The following is a 17,762-nucleotide window of genomic DNA, read 5'->3' on the forward strand; positions in this document are numbered from 1 at the left end:
CCCGGTCCGGGGTACCCTGCCCCGGTGGCCGTCCCCTTCCCATCGCTCGTGCGTGCCGTGGACAAGGCGTTGCTCCAGGCGCCCGTCCGGGGAGCCGCCCGCGCCCTCGGGGCCGCCCAGCGCCTGCTGGACCTGCACAGCCCCGCCCTGGGCCCCCTGGGAGGCCCCACACGGGCGCTCGGCACCCGGCTCCTGGATGCCACGCTGACGCTGGTGGATGTCACCACCGGCCTCGTCCGGGATGTGTACCGCACCCTCCTGGAAGCCCCGCTGCTGCTGCTTCGAGGCGCCTGGGAGGCGCTCCGGCTGGCGGCCCAGGGCCACGGGCGCCGCGCGGGGCGCCGGCTCCTCCACGGTGTGCTGGGGGCGAACCTCCGGCTGGCCGGGGGCGCCGTGGACCTCTTCCTCCGCGCCCTCCAGGGCACCGCCAACGCCGTGCTCACCCTCACCTTCCTGGAGCGCCCCTCGCGCGCGCTCACCCCCGCCGAGCGCGCGCTGCTCGCACGCATCTTCGGGGACTCGCTGGATGCCGCGGTGGTGCGCCTCAAGCGGGGGGGCGCCACGGACTGGACACGCCTGGCCCCCCACGTGGTGGGCAACACGATGTACCTGCCCGAACACTGGGGCGGCGCCCTCTTCCACCCGGATGGCACCCTCACCGAGGCCTGCCGGGACACGCTCATCCACGAGGCCGCCCACGTCTGGCAGAACCAGAACGGCGGTGGGGGCTTCGTCCACCGCGCGCTGCTGGCCCAATTCCTCGCCACCCTCCGCACGGGCTCCCGCGGCAGGGCCTATGCGTGGCGTGAGGGCTTTGCCCAGGGCCGCGCCTTCCGCGAACTCAACCCCGAGCAGCAGGCCTGTCTAATCGAAGACATCGGGGCCTGTCTGAAGCACACCCCCCGGGTGGCCGCGGCCTCCTGGCGGCCGCCGCTGAGCCCCGCCGAGTTGGACTACGTGCACGAGGCCTGGGAGCGCGTGAAGCGCGGCGAGGAATGACACACCGGGCCATGGTTTCACGCGTGACCCTCGCCCCCAAAACATGCAACAACAGCGCTCGCTGTTCTCCCAGTCATCCCCCCAACCCGTGACGAACGGAAGCCAGCGCACGGACTTCCTGGCTGTGTTTGCTGGCTCCGCCGTCTGCCCCCAGGAGTTTCAGATGCGAGGAAACGAAGCACTCCCGGCCCGGAGCCCGCGGCTCCGGATGGCCTCCGGACTGGCCCTGTCCCTGTGTCTGCTGTTCGCCACGGGCGCCTCGGCGGCCACGCCGGGCTACACGATTACCTCCAGCAGCAGCGTCCAGTTCTACGTCAACGACGCGCCCTGGGCGGACCTGCACTACCAAATCAACGGGGGTGGCCAGCTCAACTTCCGGATGACGCGCAGTGGCAACAACAACGTCTACTCCGTGACGGGCGTGCCCAGCGGCGCGGCGGTGCGCTACTTCTTCACCATTGGCAACAGCAGCGGCGGGGCCACGGACACGGCGTGGGCGCAGTTCACCCTGTCCGGCGGGGGCACCACGCCGCCGCCCACGGGCGGCTGGGCGGTGGTGTGGGAGGACACCTTCAACACCAACGGGCAGCCCAACGCCGCCAACTGGAGCTACCACACGGGCAACGGCTTCAACCCGGGCAACCAGAGCTTCTCGGGCTGGGGCAACGGCGAGTGGGAGTGGTACCGGCCGTCGAACACGTACGTGCAGGACGGCAACCTCGTCATCCGCGCCGACTTCAACAAGACGGCCACGCGGCTGCAGGGCCGCGACTGGTACCAGTTCTCCGGCCGCATCACCACCAAGGGCAAGAAGTCCTGGAAGTACGGCCGCGTCGAGGCCCGCATCGCCATGCCCAGCGCGGTGGGCACCTGGCCGGCGTTCTGGATGATGGGCACCGCGTGCGATGACACGGTGACGACGAGCTACACCGCGGCCGCGGACCGCTACGACACCATGGCCTCCAACTGGTCGAGCTGCGGCGAAATCGACATCATGGAGCACAAGAACACCGAGACGCGCACCTTCCAGAACGTCTTCTGGGACTCGCGCACCGGGCTGTTCCCCTGGGCCGATGGGCAGAACAACGAGCAGCCCAGCAACATCAACGTGGGCAACGTCACCCAGTTCCACCTGTACACCATCGAGTGGGAGCCCACGCAGATCCGCTGGTACGTGGACCGCGAGACGAACCCCTCGCCCGTGCACACCGTGGACATCACCGCCGCCAACAAGGAAGAGTTCCAGAAGCCCTTCCACATCATCCTGAACCTGGCGCTGAGCGGCATCTTCACGGGCTACCTGGAGCCCAACCCGGCCGACTTCCCCATGTACATGAAGGTCGACTACGTCCGGGTGTGGCAGCGCCAGTAAGCCGCTGCCAGGCAGGGGCCCCGCCGAAGCCGGGCGGGGCTCCTCTCTAGTCCTGCCCCAGCACGCGCGAGAGCACCTGCGCGGTGAAGTTCACCAGGGGGATGACGCGCTGGTAGTTCATGCGCGTGGGCCCAATCACCCCCACCGTGCCGAGCACCTGCTCGCGGCTGCCGTAGGGGCTGGCGATGACGGTGACTTCGCCGGCGGCGGAGAACTCGCTCTCGGCGCCGATGAAGATCTGCATCTCCCGGGCGCGCTGCACCCGGTCGAGCAGTTGCAAGAGCTTGTGCTTCTCGTCCAGCATCTTGAAGAGCGCGCGCATGCGCTCCACGTCGGCGAACTCGGGCTGCTCCAGGAACGAGTTGGTGCCTTCGATGCGCACGCGCTCGGACTCCGGGGTGTGCAGGTCCGTGGCGGCCGCCCCCAGCTTGAGCGCCTTGGACGTCAACGCGTTGTAGAGCGCCTGCTCCTGGTCCATCTCCTGGCGGATGCGCTCGCGCGCCTCCTCCAGGGACACCTCGCGCAAGAGCTCGGACAGGAAGTTGGAGGCCTTGAGCAGCTCGTCCGAGGTGACGGGGAAGTCGACGGTGATGACCTTGTTCTGCACCTGCCCGCCGTTGCCCACGAGCACCGCCAGCACCCGGTCCTCGCGCAGCCGGACGAACTCGATGCGGTGGAACACCGCGGCGCCCGGGCGGGGGGTGATGACGACGCTGGCATGGCGGGTGAGCGAGTGCAGGACGCGGCTCGCCTCGGAGAGAATCTCCCCGACGTTCTTCTCCTGGCCGAGCCCCGCGTGGATGAGTTCCCGGTCGCGGGGGGCCGGCTCCTTGAGCCGCACCAGCGTGTCCACGTAGAAGCGGTAGCCCTGGTCGGTGGGCACCCGTCCCGCGGAGGTGTGGGGCTTCTCCAGGAAGCCCAGCTCCTCCAGGTCCGCCAGCACGTTGCGCAGCGTGGCCGAGGAGACATCGAACCCCGGCTTGCGGCTGAGCTGCTGACTGCCCACCGGTCCGCCCGTGGTGATGTACTCCTGCACGACAGCCCGGAGGACTTCCTTCTCGCGATCGCCAATCTCGTCCGACATCCCGCTCACAGTCCCGGCTGCCCGTGCCACTCGCCGCCAGGAGGGCCGCAAGGACGACGAGAGTCTGAAGTGTAAGAAGGTCCCGGGAACGGTTCAATCCCAGCCCATCACCAGGCAGTCAGGCGACGGCTCCAGGGGGTGCTCTCCACCCTCCGGAAACGCCACGTCCACCCTTGAAGCGGGAGGGCGGAACGGCCTCAGATGGCGGGCCATGTACGATGACCCCCTGGAAGCACACCAGACCGCCGCCTCGCTGCTGTACCGGTATGCCACCAGCCTGGACGATGGGCCCCTGGCGCACTGGCCCCGCTGCTTCACCGAGGACGGGCACTACCGGCTCATCCCCCGGGAGAACTTCCTGCAGGGGGTGCCCGTGGCGCTCCTGCACTGTACCTCCCGGAGCGCCATGGAGGAGCGCGTGAAGGCCCTGTACCGGGTCCAGGCCACGGTGCCGTACGCCTGCCGCCACCTCTACACCAACGTGCTGGTGGAGCAGGGCAGCCCGGGGCGCGTGCTGCTGCGCGCCAACTACGCCGTGTACCACACGGTGGACGAGGGCGAGGTGGACCTGCTGAGCGTGGGCCGGCTGGAGGCCCAGGTGCTGCTGCGCCCCGAGCCCCTCTTCGAGCGCATGGACGTCATCTTCGAGATGTGCCGGCTCTCGGGCACGCGCGTCTACCCGCTCTGAGCAGCCCTGGGACTTCAGGACACTGGCGCACATCGCACCCCTTCCGGGGACGCGTTAGAACACCGCGCCTTGTCCTCCATGCCCTCCCCCGCCGTCCCCGCGCTGTCCCCCGCCTCCGCCGCCCCGGCCCCCCGCCGGGAGTGGCTCTACTTCTGCCTGTTCGCCCTGTACGTCATCTGGGGCTCGACGTACCTGGGCATGCGCTTCGCGCTCATGGGCGGCTTTCCGCCGCTGATGCTGGGGGGCTGCCGCTTCCTGCTGGCGGGCACGTGCCTGTACGTGCTGCTGCGCCTGAAGGGGGCGCCCCGGCCGGGCAGGCGCCAGTGGGCCGCCAGCGCCTTCACCGGGCTGCTGCTGCTCGTCATCGGCAACGGGGGCATCGCCATCGCCCAGCAGTGGGTGCCCTCGGGGGTGGCGGCGCTGGTGGCCGGGAGCATGCCGCTGTGGGCGGCGCTCTTCGGGGGCCTCACCGCGGGGCACTGGCCGGGCACCTCCGAGCGGTGGGGGCTGGCGCTGGGCTTCGTGGGCATCGCCCTGCTCAACCGGGGCGGGGCCATGGGCGAGCACTGGCTGCCCATGGTGGGCCTGGTGCTGGCGCCCGTCGCCTGGGCCTTCGGCTCCATGTGGAGCAAGCGCCACCCGCACATGGCCCCGGGGCTCATGGCCACCGCCACGCAGATGCTATGCGCGGGCGTCATGCTGCTGGGGCTGAGCCAGCTCTGGGGCGAGCGCATGGTGGCGATGCCCACCCCGCGCGCCCTGCTCGCCTTCTTCTACCTCGTGGGCTTCGGCTCGCTCGTGGCCTTCAGCGCCTACGGCTACCTGCTGACGCACGCGCGGCCCGCGCTCGCCACCAGCTATGCCTACGTCAACCCGATGGTGGCGGTGCTGCTGGGGTGGATGCTCGCCGGGGAGACGCCGGGCCCCTCCACGCTGGGGGCCATGGCGGCCATCCTCGTGGCCGTCATGCTCATCACCCGCAGCAAGGCGTCCTCCGCGCCGCCGCCGCCGCCGGCGCGCGAGCCTACCGCTCCTGGGGGATTCGCACGCTGAAGGTGGTGCCCTCGCCGGGCGCGCTGTCCACCTGGATGTGGCCCCCGTGGGCCTCCACCACCTGGCGGGCAATCCACAACCCCAGCCCCAGCCCGCCGTAGTGGCGGCCGGGCACCGCGCGCTCGAAGCGCTCGAAGATGCGGGCCTGGTCCTCCGGGAGAATGCCGATGCCCTGGTCGGCCACCGTCAGCCGCGAGAAGCCCGCTTCGCTCCACGCGCGCACCCGGAGGGGCCTGCCCTGGCCGTACTTGAGCGCGTTGTCGAGCAGGTTGCGCACCACCTTCTCGAAGCGGGCCCGGTCGTACCGCCCCACCAGCGGCCGCTCCACCTCCAGCGTCAGGGTGTAGCCAGCGCGCTCCAGGACCTCCCGGAGCTGCGCCACCGTGTCTCCCACCACCTCCGCCAGGTCCACCTCCTCCAGTTGGAGCCGCAGCCGCCCCAGCGACAGCTGGGACACCTCCAGCAGTGTCTCCACCAGGCTGTGCAGGCGCTGCACCTGCCGGCCCGCGGAGGCCAGGCGCGGGGCCAGGCGCTGCCGGGGCTCCGGCCCCAGGTCGCGCTCGAGCAGCTCCAGCTGGAGCCGGAAGGCCATCAGGGGCGTCTTCAGCTCGTGGCTGGCCACGGACAGGAACTCATCGCGCACCAGCACCGCGCGCCGGAGCGCCTCCGCGCGCATCTCCTGGAGGCCCGCCTCGCGGCGCATGCGCGACAGCTCCAGCGTGGAGCGCACCCGGGCCACCAGCTCCCGGGCGCTGAAGGGCTTCACCAGGTAGTCATCCGCGCCCGCCTCCAGCCCCTCCACCGCGGCTTCCTCGCCCGCGCGCGCCGACAACATCACCACGGGCACCGTGCGCGTGAGCGGCTCCTGCCGCAGCGCCCGCAGCAGGCCAAAGCCATCCAGGCGCGGCATCATCACATCGGTGAGGAGGAGGTCCGGCACGCGCGCGCGCGCCGCCTCCAGCGCGGCCTGCCCGTCCGCCACCGCCTCCACCTCGAAGGAGGAGGACAGCACGCGCCGGATGTAGTCGCGCATGTCGGCATTGTCGTCCGCCAGCAGCAGGCGCCCCAGGAGGGGCCGCGGGGCCTCCGAGGGCCCCGCGGGCACGGGCCCAGGCGCCTCGGCGCTCCCCTCCGCGGGGTCCTCCAGCCACCCCCAGGCCTCCGAGAGGAACGCCTCCGGGCCCGTGGCGGTGGAGACGAGCTGCCGGGGGGCGCGGAGCTGCCCCGGGGCCAGGTGCGCCCGTCCCCCGGGGAGGCCGACGGTGAAGCAGCTCCCCGCTCCCTCCACGCTCTGGACGCGGACGGTGCCCCCGTGCAGCCGCACCAGGTCCTGCACGAGCGCCAGGCCAATGCCGGTGCCCTCGTGGGTGCGGCCCTGGGCGCCCTTCACCCGGTAGAAGCGCTCGAAGAGGTGGGGCAGGTCCTCCGGGGGAATGCCCGTGCCGGTGTCCTGCACCTCCAGGAGTGCCTGCCCGCCCTGCGCGCGCAGGCGCACGGTGATGGTGCCCTGGAAGGTGAACTTGAAGGCGTTGGACAGGAGGTTGAGGACAACCTTCTCCCACATCTCCCGGTCCACGTAGAAGGGCTCGGGCAGCGGGGGGCAGTCCACCGTCAAGGCGAGCCCCGCGCGCTCGGCCACCGAGCGGAAGCCGCTGGCCAGCTCCGCAGTGTACGCGGCCAGGTCCACCGGCTCGAAGCTCGCCTCCAGCCGGCCCGCCTCCAGCCGGCTGAAGTCCAGCAGCGTGTTCACCAGGCGCAGCAGCCGCGAGGCGTTGCGGTGGACGACTTCCAGCTCCTGCGCCGCTGCCTTCGGCAGCACGCCCGCGCCGAGCAGGTCCTCCAGCGGCCCCAGCATCAGCGTGAGGGGCGTGCGGAACTCGTGGGAGACGTTGTTGAAGAAGGCCGTCTTGGCGCGGTCCAGCTCCGCGAGCTGCTCGGCCCGCCGGCGCTCCTCCTCGGAGGCCCGGGCATTGCGCAGCGCCACGGACACCTGGCTGGCCATCAGCTCGTAGAACGACGCATAGCCCTCGTCGAGCGCGCGGTTGGGGCTCAAGCCCACCACGAGCACGCCCAGCGGGGCCGCCTGGCCGGAGGAGGCCAGGGGCATGAGCAGCGCCGAGCCCACCGCGTCTCCCCAGGGCCCACCGTGCACCGTCAGGTGCCGCGCCACATCGTCCACGCGCACCGTCTCCCCGGCCAGGGCGCGCTCCAGCGGCCAGGGGCAGGCGGCCTCCGTCCACGCCCCCCCCACGGCGCCGGCGAACGTCAGCGGGCTGTCCTCCCGCTCGCGCAGGTAGAGCAGCGCGAAGGGCACATCGAGCGGCGCGGTGGACAGCGCGGTGAGCACCTGCTGGCTCGTCTTGCGCACCTCGCGGCTCTCGCCCGCGTGGGCGCTCAAGTCCCTCAACAGCCGCAGGCGCCGGTCCCCCAGCACCTGCTGGGTCACCTCGCTGCACACCGCGAGCATGCCCACGATGCGGCCCGCGTCGTCCTCCGCGGGCGCGTGCGAGACGCTGAAGTAGGCCTCCTCGCGGTAGCCGCCGCGCTCCATCAGCAGCATGAGGGCGGGCGTCCAGTTGGCGGTGCCCGTGGCCATCACCTCGTGAATCATGGGCCCCAGGGTGTCCCAGGACTCGGCCATGGTGACGCGGATGTCCTCGCCCAGCCCCGAGGGGTGCTTGTCACCGATGAGCTTGGAGTAGGCGTCGTTGTAGAACTGGATGAAGCGCGGCCCCCAGGTGAGCACCATGGGGTAGCGCGAGGACAGCAGGGTGCGGATCAGCGCGCGGAGGCTGGGCGGCCACTCGCTGGGGGGCCCCAGGGGGGTGGAGGCCCAATCGTGCGCGTTCACACGCGCGTGCATCTCACTGGGGCCCAGAAAGCCCGCGGACTTCGCCACGTCAGACACCGTTCAGACCACCGAGGCCCGGGGGGGCTCCCCGGAGGCCGGGGGCGGCTCCGAGCGCGGGGCAGCGCCCGTGGCGGCGCCCGCCTCCGGAGCGGCCGGGGCCGCCTCGCGGGGCAGCCAGACGTGGAAGGTGGAGCCCTCGCCCGTACAGCCCAGGGAGTCCACCCAGATGCGGCCGCCGTGCTGCTCGACGATGCCCTGGCTGATGGTCAGCCCCAGGCCCAGCCCGCCGTACTTCGAGCCGTGCGCGCGTCCAAAGCGCTCGAAGATGAGCGCCTGCTTCTCGGGGGGAATCCCCACCCCACAATCCTTCACGGACAGCTGAATGCCCTCCCCATCGGCCGCCGCCTTCACCACCACCTCGCCGCCCTCGGGCGAGTAGCGGATGGCGTTGGACAACAGGTTCGTCAGCACCTGGTCCAGGCGCCCCCGGTCCCAGAGCCCCTCCAGGTGCTCCTGGACGTCGATGCGCAGCGGGTGCTGCTGCGAGAGCACCCCCATGCGGTCACACGTCTCGCGCACCAGCCCGCCCAAATCGAACCGCTCCAGCTCCAGCGAGAGCCGGCCCGCCTGGAGCCGGCTGATGTCGAGCAGGTCCTCCACCAGCTTCGTCATCCGGTCGATCTGCCGGTTGATGATCTTCAGGGACTTGCCCGTGCCACTCTCCCCCTCGCCGCCCAGCTTGAGCAGGGCCAGGTGGGCATGGCCCTTGGCGGCGGCCAGCGGGGTGCGCAGCTCGTGGCTCGCGGCGGCCAGGAACGCGTCCTTCGCCTCGCTGGCCAGCAGCAGGGCCGCCTCGGCCCGCTTGCGCTCGGTGATGTCGCGCGCCACGCAGACGAAGCGGCCCGGGCCCCCGCCCGCCGCCACGTACTGGAGCACGGCCTCCACCGGAATCTCGCGCCCATCCTGGCGCCGGTACACCGTGGAGTAGGTGTGGCTGGGCTGCTCGCCGCTCTGCAGCGGCGCCAGGAGCTTGCGGAAGCCCTCCTCGTCGAAGGTGCCCTCCAGCTGGAGCATGGGCATGCCCACGAGCTGCTCGCGCTCCAGGCCGAGCTGCTTGGTGGCGCCCACGTTGGCGTAGGTGAGCGTGAGGCGCTCGGGCTCGAACATGAGCACGCAGTCGAGCGTGGCATCCAGCGTGGCCTTGAAGCGCTCCAGCGTGGCCTCGGCCCGCTTCTTGTCGTCGATGTCCGTGGCCACGGCGATGAAGCCCACGAGCTTGCCCGTGCCATCGCGCTCGGGCACCGCGCGCCCCAGGTGCCAGCGCCAGGTGCCGTCATGGCGCCGCATGCGGAACTCGTGCTCCATGCGCGACACGGTGCGCACCGCCTCGTTCCACTCCCGGCGCATCATGTCCCGGTCCGCGGGGTGCACCGACTTCAGGAAGAACTCCAGCGAGGGCGCCTCTTCCTTCAAGCCGGTGTAGTCGCCCCAGACCTGGTTGGCGTAGTTGAGCGTGCCGTCGGCGCTGGCGGCCCACATGGGCTCGGGCAGCGCGTTGAGCAGCCGCCGGTAGCGCAGCTCGCTCTCACGCTCCAGCGCCTCGCGCTCCTTCTGCCGCAGCAGCGCCGCCTGGCGCTGGAGCTGCTGCTCCTTGAGCGACAGGTCCACGAAGACGCCGACCTTGGAGCGCAGAATCTCCGGATCGAACGGCTTGAGCAGGTAGTCCACCGCGCCGTGCTCGTAGCCCTTGAAGATGTGGGCCGCGTCCCGGCTGAGCGCGGTGAGGAAGATGATGGGGATGGTGCGCGTGCGCTCGCGCTGCTTGATGAGCGCCGCGGTCTGGAAGCCGTCCATGCCCGGCATCTGCACGTCCATGAGGATGACGGCGAACTCGCGCTGGAGCAGGAACTTGAGCGCCTCCTCCCCGCTGGTGGCCTTGACGAGCTCCTGGCCCAAGGGCTCCAGGATGGCCTCGAGCGCCAGCAGGTTGGAGGGGTGATCATCCACCATCAGAATGCTGGCCCGGGAGCGGGGGGCGCTCTCGGGGTTGCGATCAGGGGTGGTGTCGGTGGGAATCATGCTGAGCAAGCGGGGGCCCTGGAGGATGACAGGCGAACGCTAGGCATGCCTCGGGGCCGGGCAAAAGGCCCCAAAGGCAAGCCGTGTGCTATCCAACTCAGGCGTTCACCCACATGCGGATGAGTTCAATGAGCTTGTCGGTGTCCACCGGCTTGGGCAGGTAGTCGCTGGCCCCCGCCGCCATGCACTTCTCGCGGTCGTCCTTCAGGGCCTTGGCGGTGATGGCGATGATGGGCAGCCGGGCGTACTGGAGGTTCTGGCGGATGGCCTGCATCGTCTCATAGCCATCCATCTCCGGCATCATGATGTCCATCAGCACGACATCCACGTCGCGGTTCTTCTCCAGCATCTCGATGGCCGCACGGCCATTCTCAGCGAAGATGACCTGGAGTCCCTGGTTTTCCAGCACGCTGGTGAGCGCGAAGATGTTGCGCATGTCGTCATCGACGACGAGCACCTTCTTGCCCGTCAGGTCCCCGTCCGTGTCGCTGCCGCGCTCGGCCAGGGCCTGCTTCGTACGGGGCGAGAGGTTCTGCTCCAGCCGGTGCAGGAACAGGGCCGTGTCGCCCAGCAGCTGGTCGGGGCTCTTGGGCTCGCTCTTGAGGATGACGCTGCCGGTGTAGCGGCGCAGCCGGCTCTCGTCCTTGGCGGTGAGCTCCTTGCCCGTGTAGATGACGATGGGCAGGTCCCGGAAGCGCGGCTGGGTCTTCACCTCCTCCACCAGCTTGGTGCCGTCCATGTCCGGCAACAGCAGGTCGATGACGAGGCAGTCGTACTCGGCCTCCTCCAGCTTGTGCAGGGCCTCCTCGCCGGTGGCCACGCCCGTCACCTCCACGTCACTGCCCTCGCTCAAGAGCTTCACGAGGCTGTCGCGCTGCACGTCATCGTCCTCGATGAGGAGGAGCCGCCGCTCCTTGCGCTCCAGGAAGTGGGCCAGCTGGGAGAAGACGCGCTCCAGGCCCTCCTTGGAGACGGGCTTGGTGAGGTAGCCGAAGGCACCGTGGGTGTTGCCCAGGTGCTTGTCCATGACGCTGATGACGTGCACGGGGATGTGGCGCGTGCGCCCGTTGCGCTTGAGGCGCTCCAGCACGCTCCAGCCGTCCACCACGGGCAGCTGGATGTCCAGGGTGATGGCGTGGGGCAGGTACTCGTTGGCCATGGCCAGGCCGCTGTCGCCGCGGCTGGCCACCAGCACCTTGAAGCCCTTCTCGCGCGCCATCTGCGCCATGATGCGGGCGAACTTCAGGTCGTCCTCGATGATGAGCAGGACGCGGTCACCCTCGCGGATGTGCTCCCGGTCATCCTCCACCGCGAGCGGGGCGAGCAGCGAGTCCGAGGGCGGCGGCAGCGCGGCATCCAGCACGTGCGAGCTGGGAATGGCCGCCGGCGCCGGGGGCGTCTGCATCGCGGGCACCGGGGGCAGCGTCTCGGCCAGGCGCTGCGAGGCCAGCGTGGGGATGGGCGCCAGGAACTGCGTGGGGCTCTGCGGCACCTCGTCCTCGGGCGCCACGTACTCGGGGGGCAGGTAGAGCGTGAAGGTGCTGCCCTTGCCCAGCGCGCTCTCCACGTGGATTTCGCCGCCCAGCAGCTTGGCGATTTCCCGCGAGATGGACAGGCCCAGGCCCGTGCCGCCGTACTTGCGCGCGGTGGAGCCGTCGGCCTGCTGGAAGGCCTCGAAGATGAGCTTCTGCTTGTCCTTGGCGATGCCGATGCCGGTGTCCGTCACCACGAAGGCGATGACGCGCTTGGCGCGCTTGAGCACCTCGTGCTCGAAGCGCACGCCCTTGTCGGCCTGCTTCACCACGAGCTGCACGCTGCCCTCGTCGGTGAACTTGAAGGCGTTGGACAGCAGGTTCTTGAGCACCTGCTGGAGCCGCTGCGGGTCGGTGCGGATCTGCCGCGGTGCGTTGGGCAGCAGCTCCACGTCGAACGACAGGTTCTTCTGCTCGGCCACCGGGCGGAACGAGCGGTCCACGAACTGGTTGAGCTCCGTGAGGACGATGTCCCGGGGCTCCACCTGCATCTTGCCCGCCTCCACCTTGGACAGGTCGAGGATTTCGTTGATGAGGCTGAGCAGGTCCCCACCGCTCGCGTAGATGGTGTTGGCGTACTCCACCTGCTTGCCGCTGAGGTTGCCGTCCTTGTTGTCCGCCAGCAGCTTGGCGAGGATGAGCAGCGAGTTGAGCGGGGTGCGCAGCTCGTGGCTCATGTTGGCCAGGAACTCGCTCTTGTACTTGGAGATGAGGCTGAGCTGGGCGGCCTTCTCCTCCAAGGAGGAGCGCGCCAGCTCCACTTCCGCGTTCTTCTCCTCCACGCGGGTGTTCTGCTCCTCGAGCTGCTTGGCCTTCTCCTCCAGCTCGAGCGCCTGCGCCTCCAGCTCGGTGTTGGTGCGCTTGAGCTCTTCCTGCTGCTGGGTGAGCTCGCGCGACTGGCTCTGGAGCTCCTGGGTGAGCCCCTGCGACTGGAGCAGGAGCTGCTCGGTGCGCATGTTGGCGATGATCATGTTCAGCACCACGCCGATGCTCTCGGTGAGCTGATCCAGGAAGATCTGGTGGATGGCGCTGAACGGGTGGAACGAGGCCAGCTCGATGATGGCCTTCACCTCGCCCTCGAAGAGCACCGGCAGGACGATGATGTTGAGCGGCGTGGCCTCGCCCAGGCCGGACGAGATGGTGATGTAGTCGGCCGGGACCTTGGTCAGGAGAATGGTCTTCTTCTCCAGGGCGCACTGCCCCACCAGGCTCTCGCCCAGATGGAAGCGGTTGGCCAGGCTCTTGCGCTCCCGGTACGCGTAGGTGCTGGTGAGCTTGAGCACCGGCAGGGGGCCGTCCTGCTCCATCAGGAAGAAGGCGCCGTGGTGCGCGCCCACCAGCGGCGTCAGCTCGCTCATGATGAGGCGGCTGACGGCCTCCAGGTTCTTCTGGCCCTGCATCATGCCGCTGAACTTCGCCAGGTTCGTCTTCAGCCAGTCCTGTTCCTGGTTCTTCTGCGTCGTCTCACGCAGGTTGAAGATCATCTGGTTGATGTTGTCCTTCAGCGCGGCCACTTCCCCTTCGGCGCTGACGGTGATGCTCCGGGACAGGTCCCCCTTGGTCACCGCGGTGGCCACGTCCGAGATGGCGCGCAGCTGCGAGGTGAGGGTGCCTGCCAGCTGGTTCACGTTGTCGGTGAGCTGCCGCCACGTGCCGCGCGCACCGGGCACGCGGGCCTGGCCACCCAGCTTTCCTTCGATACCCACCTCGCGGGCCACCGTGGACACCTGCTCGGCGAAGGTGCCCAGCGTGTCCGTCATGCTGTTGATGGTCTCGGCGAGCGCCGCCACCTCGCCCTTCGCGTCCACGATGAGCTTCTGGGACAGGTCCCCATCGGCCACCGCCGTCACCACCTTGACGATGCCGCGCACCTGGGTGGTGAGGTTACTGGCCATGAAGTTCACGTTGTCCGTGAGGTCCTTCCACGTGCCGGCCACTCCCGGCACACGGGCCTGGCCGCCCAGCTTCCCCTCGACGCCCACCTCGCGGGCCACCGTGGAGACCTGCTCGGCGAAGGTGCCCAGCGTGTCGGTCATGCTGTTGATGGTGTCCGCGAGCGCGGCCACCTCGCCCTTGGCATCCACCACGAGCTTCTGGCGCAGGTCGCCATTGGCGACGGCCGTCACCACGCGGACGATGCCGCGCACCTGGGTGGTGAGGTTGCGGGCCATGGAGTTCACGTTGTCGGTCAGGTCCTTCCAGGTGCCGGAGACGCCCGCCACCACGGCCTGCCCGCCCAGCTTGCCTTCCGTGCCCACCTCGCGCGCGACGCGCGTCACCTCGGCGGCGAAGGAGTTGAGCTGATCCACCATCGTGTTGATGGTGTTCTTCAGCTCCAGCATCTCGCCCTTCACATCCACCGTGATTTTCTTGGACAGGTCGCCGTTGGCCACCGCCGTCGTCACCAGGGCGATGTTGCGCACCTGGGCGGTGAGGTTGCTGGCCATGGAGTTCACGTTGTCCGTGAGGTTCTTCCACGTGCCGGCCACTCCCGGCACCTCGGCCTGGCCGCCCAGCTTTCCTTCCGTGCCCACTTCCTTGGCGACGCGGGTGACTTCCGAGGCGAACGCGCGGAGCTGGTCCACCATCGTGTTGATGGTGTTCTTCAGCTCGAGGATTTCGCCGCGGGCCTCGACGGAGATCTTCTGCGACAGGTCGCCGTTGGCCACCGCGGTGGTGACCTTGGCGATGTTGCGCACCTGGTCCGTGAGGTTTCCGGCCAGCACGTTCACGTTGTCGGTCAGGTCCTTCCAGACGCCCGACACGCCCTTCACATCCGCCTGGCCGCCCAGCTTGCCCTCGGTGCCCACTTCCTTGGCGACGCGGGTGACTTCGGAAGCGAACGCGCGGAGCTGGTCCACCATCGTGTTGATGGTGTTCTTCAGCTCCAGCACCTCGCCCTTCACGCTGACGGTGATCTTCTGCGACAGGTCGCCATTGGCCACCGCGGTGGTGACCTTGGCGATGTTGCGCACCTGGTCCGTGAGGTTGCCGGTCAGGGCGTTCACGTTGTCGGTGAGGTCCTTCCAGACGCCGGACACGCCCTTCACGTCCGCCTGGCCACCCAGCTTGCCCTCGGTACCGACTTCCTTGGCGACACGCGTGACTTCCGAGGCGAAGCCACGGAGCTGGTCCACCATGGTGTTGATGGTGTCCTTGAGCTGGAGCACCTCGCCCTTGGCGTCCACCGTGATTTTGCGGGACAGGTCGCCATTGGCCACCGCGGTGGAGACCTCCGCGATGTTTCGCACCTGGGCCGTGAGGTTGTTGGCCAGCAGGTTCACGTTGTTGGTCAAGTCTTTCCACGTGCCGGCGACGCCCGGCACCTCGGCCTGAGCGCCCAGCTTGCCCTCCACGCCCACCGTGCGCGCCACATCCGTCACCTGCTGCGCGAAGATGGAGAGCGTCTGCGTCATCGCGTTGATGGTGTCCGCGAGCGCCGCGATTTCACCCTTCGCCTCGACGATGAGCTTCTGGGACAGGTCCCCGTTGGCGACCGCCGTCACCACCTTCACGATGCCACGCACCTGGGTGGTGAGGTTGGTGGCCATGAAGTTCACGTTGTCCGTGAGGTCCTTCCACACGCCGGACACCCCGGGCACCAGCGCCTGGCCGCCCAGCTTTCCTTCGGTGCCCACTTCCTTCGCGACGCGCGTCACTTCGGAAGCGAAGCCGCGGAGCTGATCCACCATCGTGTTGATGGTGTTCTTCAGCTCCATCACCTCGCCCTTCGCGTCCACCGTGATTTTGCGGGACAGGTCGCCCCGGGCCACCGCCGTGGTCACCTCCGCGATGTTCCGGACCTGGTCGGTCAGGTTGTTCGCGAGGAGGTTCACGTTGTTGGTGAGGTCCTTCCACGTGCCGGCCACCCCGGGCACCACCGCCTGGGCGCCCAGCTTGCCCTCCACGCCCACCGTGCGCGCCACGTCCGTCACCTGCTGCGCGAAGATGGAGAGCGTCTCCGTCATCGCGTTGATGGTGTCGGCCAGCTCCGCCACCTCGCCCTTGGCGTCCACCTTCAGGCGCTGGTTCAGGTCGCCGTTGGCCACCGCCGTCACCACCTTGGCGATGCCGCGCACCTGGGTGGTGAGGTTGCTGGCCATGATGTTGACGTTGTCCGTGAGGTCCTTCCACGTCCCGGCAACGCCCTTCACCTCGGCCTGGCCGCCCAGCTTGCCGTGCGTGCCCACCTCACGGGCGACGCGGGTCACTTCGGCGGCGAAGGAGTTGAGCTGGTCCACCATGGTGTTGATGGTGTTCTTCAGCTCCAGCATCTCGCCGCGCGCATCCACGGAGATCTTCTTGGAGAGGTCTCCCTTGGCCACCGCCGTCGTCACCAGGGCGATGTTGCGCACCTGGGTGGTGAGGTTGCTGGCCATGATGTTCACGTTGTCGGTGAGGTCCTTCCACGTTCCGGCAACGCCCTTCACCTCGGCCTGGCCGCCCAGCTTGCCGTCGGTGCCGACTTCGCGGGCGACGCGCGTCACTTCGGCGGCGAACGAGTTGAGCTGATCCACCATCGTGTTGATGGTGTTCTTCAGCTCGAGCACCTCGCCCTTCACGTCCACCGTGATTTTCTTGGACAGGTCGCCCTTGGCGACGGACGTCGTCACCTCGGCGATGTTTCGCACCTGGGCCGTGAGGTTGTTGGCCATCAGGTTCACGTTGTCCGTGAGGTCCTTCCACGTGCCGGCGGCGCCGGGCACCTGGGCCTGGGCGCCCAGCTTGCCCTCCACGCCCACCGTGCGCGCCACGCTCGTCACCTGCTGGGCGAACACGTTCAGCGTGTCCGTCATGTTGTTGAGCGTCTCGCCGAGCGCGGCAATCTCACCCTGCGATGGCACCTGGAGCTTCTGGGACAGGTCCCCATTGGCGACCGCCGTCACCACCTTGACGATGCCGCGCACCTGGGTGGTGAGGTTGGACGCCATGAAGTTCACGTTGTCCGTGAGGTCCTTCCACACGCCGGACACGCCCTTCACCTCGGCCTGGCCGCCGAGCTTTCCTTCCGTACCCACTTCCTTCGCGACGCGCGTCACTTCGGCGGAGAAGGAGTTGAGCTGGTCCACCATCGTGTTGAAGGTGTCCTTCAGCTGGAGCATCTCCCCCTTGGCGTCCACGGTGATTTTCCGGGACAGGTCGCCCCGGGCCACCGCCGTGGAGACCTCGGCGATGTTGCGCACCTGGGTGGTGAGGTTGCTGGCCATGATGTTGACGTTGTCCGTGAGGTCCTTCCACGTCCCGGCAACGCCCTTCACATCCGCCTGGCCTCCCAGCTTGCCGTCGCTGCCCACTTCCTTGGCGACGCGGGTGACTTCGGCGGCGAACGCGCGGAGCTGATCCACCATGGCGTTCACCGTGGTGCCGATGCGCAGGAACTCGCCCTTCACCGACTGGCCGTCAATCTCCAGGGCCATCTTCTGCGTCAGGTCGCCTTCGGCCACCGCGACGAGCACGCGGGCCACTTCCGTGGTGGGCAGCACCAGGTCGCCGATCAGCGCGTTGATGGAGTGCACGCTGGCGGCCCAGCCGCCGCGAACCTCGCCGAGCGACACGCGCTCGCCCATGCGGCCCTCGCGGCCCACCACCCGCTCCACGCGGACGATTTCATTGGCGAGCGCGGCGTTGCGGACCATCAGGGCGTTGAAGGCATCGGAGATGTCCTCCAGCACCTCGTCGGACTGGGTGTGGGGCAGCCGGACGCTGAAGTCCCCGGACTCCGCGGCATGCAGCGCGGCGAGCAGCTCCAGGAGCGGCTGAGCGCCCCGGCCCGGACGCGCGGCGGTCCGTCCCCGGACCCCCTCCCCCGCGGGCAGCTTGCCGGGGCCATTCCCGTTGCGCCTGGCCGGGGGCGCAGGGGCCGCCGCTTCGCCGGGAACCTCTCCCTCCAGCCGGGACTTCAAGCGGTTCATGGGACGGGAGGCAGGCACGCTCTCCGTGCCCTGCCCCTTGTCCTTCCGCCGGGGGCTGCGCTTCTTGTCAGGCGAAGAGTCGTTGTCGTTCGCGTTCACGAGATGGAACCTCTGCGAGGATGAGGAACGCGCCGCCTCGGAGGGGCGCATGTCCGGTAAGCTGACATTCTGAGGAGTGGGGTGTCTTGTCGA

The 17,762-nt window shown here is 69.2% G+C and carries 8 protein-coding genes; 4 read left to right on the plus strand and 4 right to left on the minus strand.

Annotation, left to right across the window (positions count from 1 at the left end; genetic code table 11):
- The first annotated feature begins 24 nt into the window (after nucleotides 1-24).
- Together KY661_RS12265 and KY661_RS12270 are read left to right on the plus strand one after the other, a co-directional pair.
- Nucleotides 25-999 (plus strand): hypothetical protein, encoded by a 975-nt coding sequence (locus tag KY661_RS12265; protein ID WP_225410380.1) that lies wholly within the window; start codon nucleotides 25-27, stop codon nucleotides 997-999.
- A 163-nt stretch (nucleotides 1,000-1,162) separates the two neighbouring features.
- Entirely contained in the window at nucleotides 1,163-2,371 is a 1,209-nt protein-coding gene (locus KY661_RS12270; protein ID WP_225410381.1) for a glycoside hydrolase family 16 protein, read from the plus strand.
- A 46-nt stretch (nucleotides 2,372-2,417) separates the two neighbouring features.
- On the opposite strand, the gene hrcA is transcribed toward KY661_RS12270, so the two are convergent.
- Entirely contained in the window at nucleotides 2,418-3,455 is a 1,038-nt protein-coding gene (gene hrcA / locus KY661_RS12275) for a heat-inducible transcriptional repressor HrcA (protein ID WP_225410382.1), read from the minus strand.
- Between the two features lie 211 nt (nucleotides 3,456-3,666).
- Between hrcA and KY661_RS12280 the strand changes: the two genes are divergently transcribed.
- Complete coding sequence (locus KY661_RS12280) at nucleotides 3,667-4,143, plus strand: aromatic-ring-hydroxylating dioxygenase subunit beta (RefSeq protein WP_225410383.1); 477 nt, start codon at nucleotides 3,667-3,669, stop codon at nucleotides 4,141-4,143.
- A gap of 78 nt (nucleotides 4,144-4,221) precedes the next feature.
- Complete coding sequence (yedA, locus tag KY661_RS12285) at nucleotides 4,222-5,196, plus strand: drug/metabolite exporter YedA (RefSeq protein WP_317987254.1); 975 nt, start codon at nucleotides 4,222-4,224, stop codon at nucleotides 5,194-5,196.
- Here the strand turns inward: yedA and KY661_RS12290 are convergent.
- The 3 genes from KY661_RS12290 to KY661_RS12300 all read right to left on the minus strand — a co-directional run bounded on the left by KY661_RS12290 (nucleotide 5,168) and on the right by KY661_RS12300 (nucleotide 17,570).
- Nucleotides 5,168-8,095: a hybrid sensor histidine kinase/response regulator gene (locus tag KY661_RS12290; protein WP_225410385.1), complete on the minus strand. Its 2,928-nt coding sequence runs from the start codon at nucleotides 8,093-8,095 to the stop codon at nucleotides 5,168-5,170. The genes yedA and KY661_RS12290 overlap by 29 nt on opposite strands.
- A 12-nt stretch (nucleotides 8,096-8,107) precedes the next feature.
- The gene (locus KY661_RS12295) at nucleotides 8,108-10,126 is read right to left on the minus strand and encodes a hybrid sensor histidine kinase/response regulator (RefSeq protein ID WP_225410386.1); all 2,019 of its coding nucleotides are present in this window, start codon (nucleotides 10,124-10,126) and stop codon (nucleotides 8,108-8,110) included.
- A 97-nt stretch (nucleotides 10,127-10,223) separates the two neighbouring features.
- Nucleotides 10,224-17,570 (minus strand): HAMP domain-containing protein, encoded by a 7,347-nt coding sequence (locus KY661_RS12300; RefSeq protein ID WP_225410442.1) that lies wholly within the window; start codon nucleotides 17,568-17,570, stop codon nucleotides 10,224-10,226.
- Between the last annotated feature and the right edge of the window lie 192 nt (nucleotides 17,571-17,762).

Source organism: Allostigmatella hybrida (genome assembly GCF_020103775.1).
GTDB classification, from domain to species: domain Bacteria; phylum Myxococcota; class Myxococcia; order Myxococcales; family Myxococcaceae; genus Hyalangium; species Hyalangium aurantiaca.

What these genes read in the sequence shown, in the direction of transcription:
- hrcA (WP_225410382.1), bottom strand. Translation starts at nt 3,455, where the DNA reads ATGTCGGACGAGATTGGCGATCGCGAGAAGGAAGTCCTCCGGGCTGTC.
- KY661_RS12280 (WP_225410383.1), top strand. Translation starts at nt 3,667, where the DNA reads ATGTACGATGACCCCCTGGAAGCACACCAGACCGCCGCCTCGCTGCTG.
- KY661_RS12300 (WP_225410442.1), bottom strand. Translation starts at nt 17,570, where the DNA reads ATGAACCGCTTGAAGTCCCGGCTGGAGGGAGAGGTTCCCGGCGAAGCG.
- yedA (WP_317987254.1), top strand. Translation starts at nt 4,222, where the DNA reads ATGCCCTCCCCCGCCGTCCCCGCGCTGTCCCCCGCCTCCGCCGCCCCG.
- KY661_RS12270 (WP_225410381.1), top strand. Translation starts at nt 1,163, where the DNA reads ATGCGAGGAAACGAAGCACTCCCGGCCCGGAGCCCGCGGCTCCGGATG.
- KY661_RS12295 (WP_225410386.1), bottom strand. Translation starts at nt 10,126, where the DNA reads ATGATTCCCACCGACACCACCCCTGATCGCAACCCCGAGAGCGCCCCC.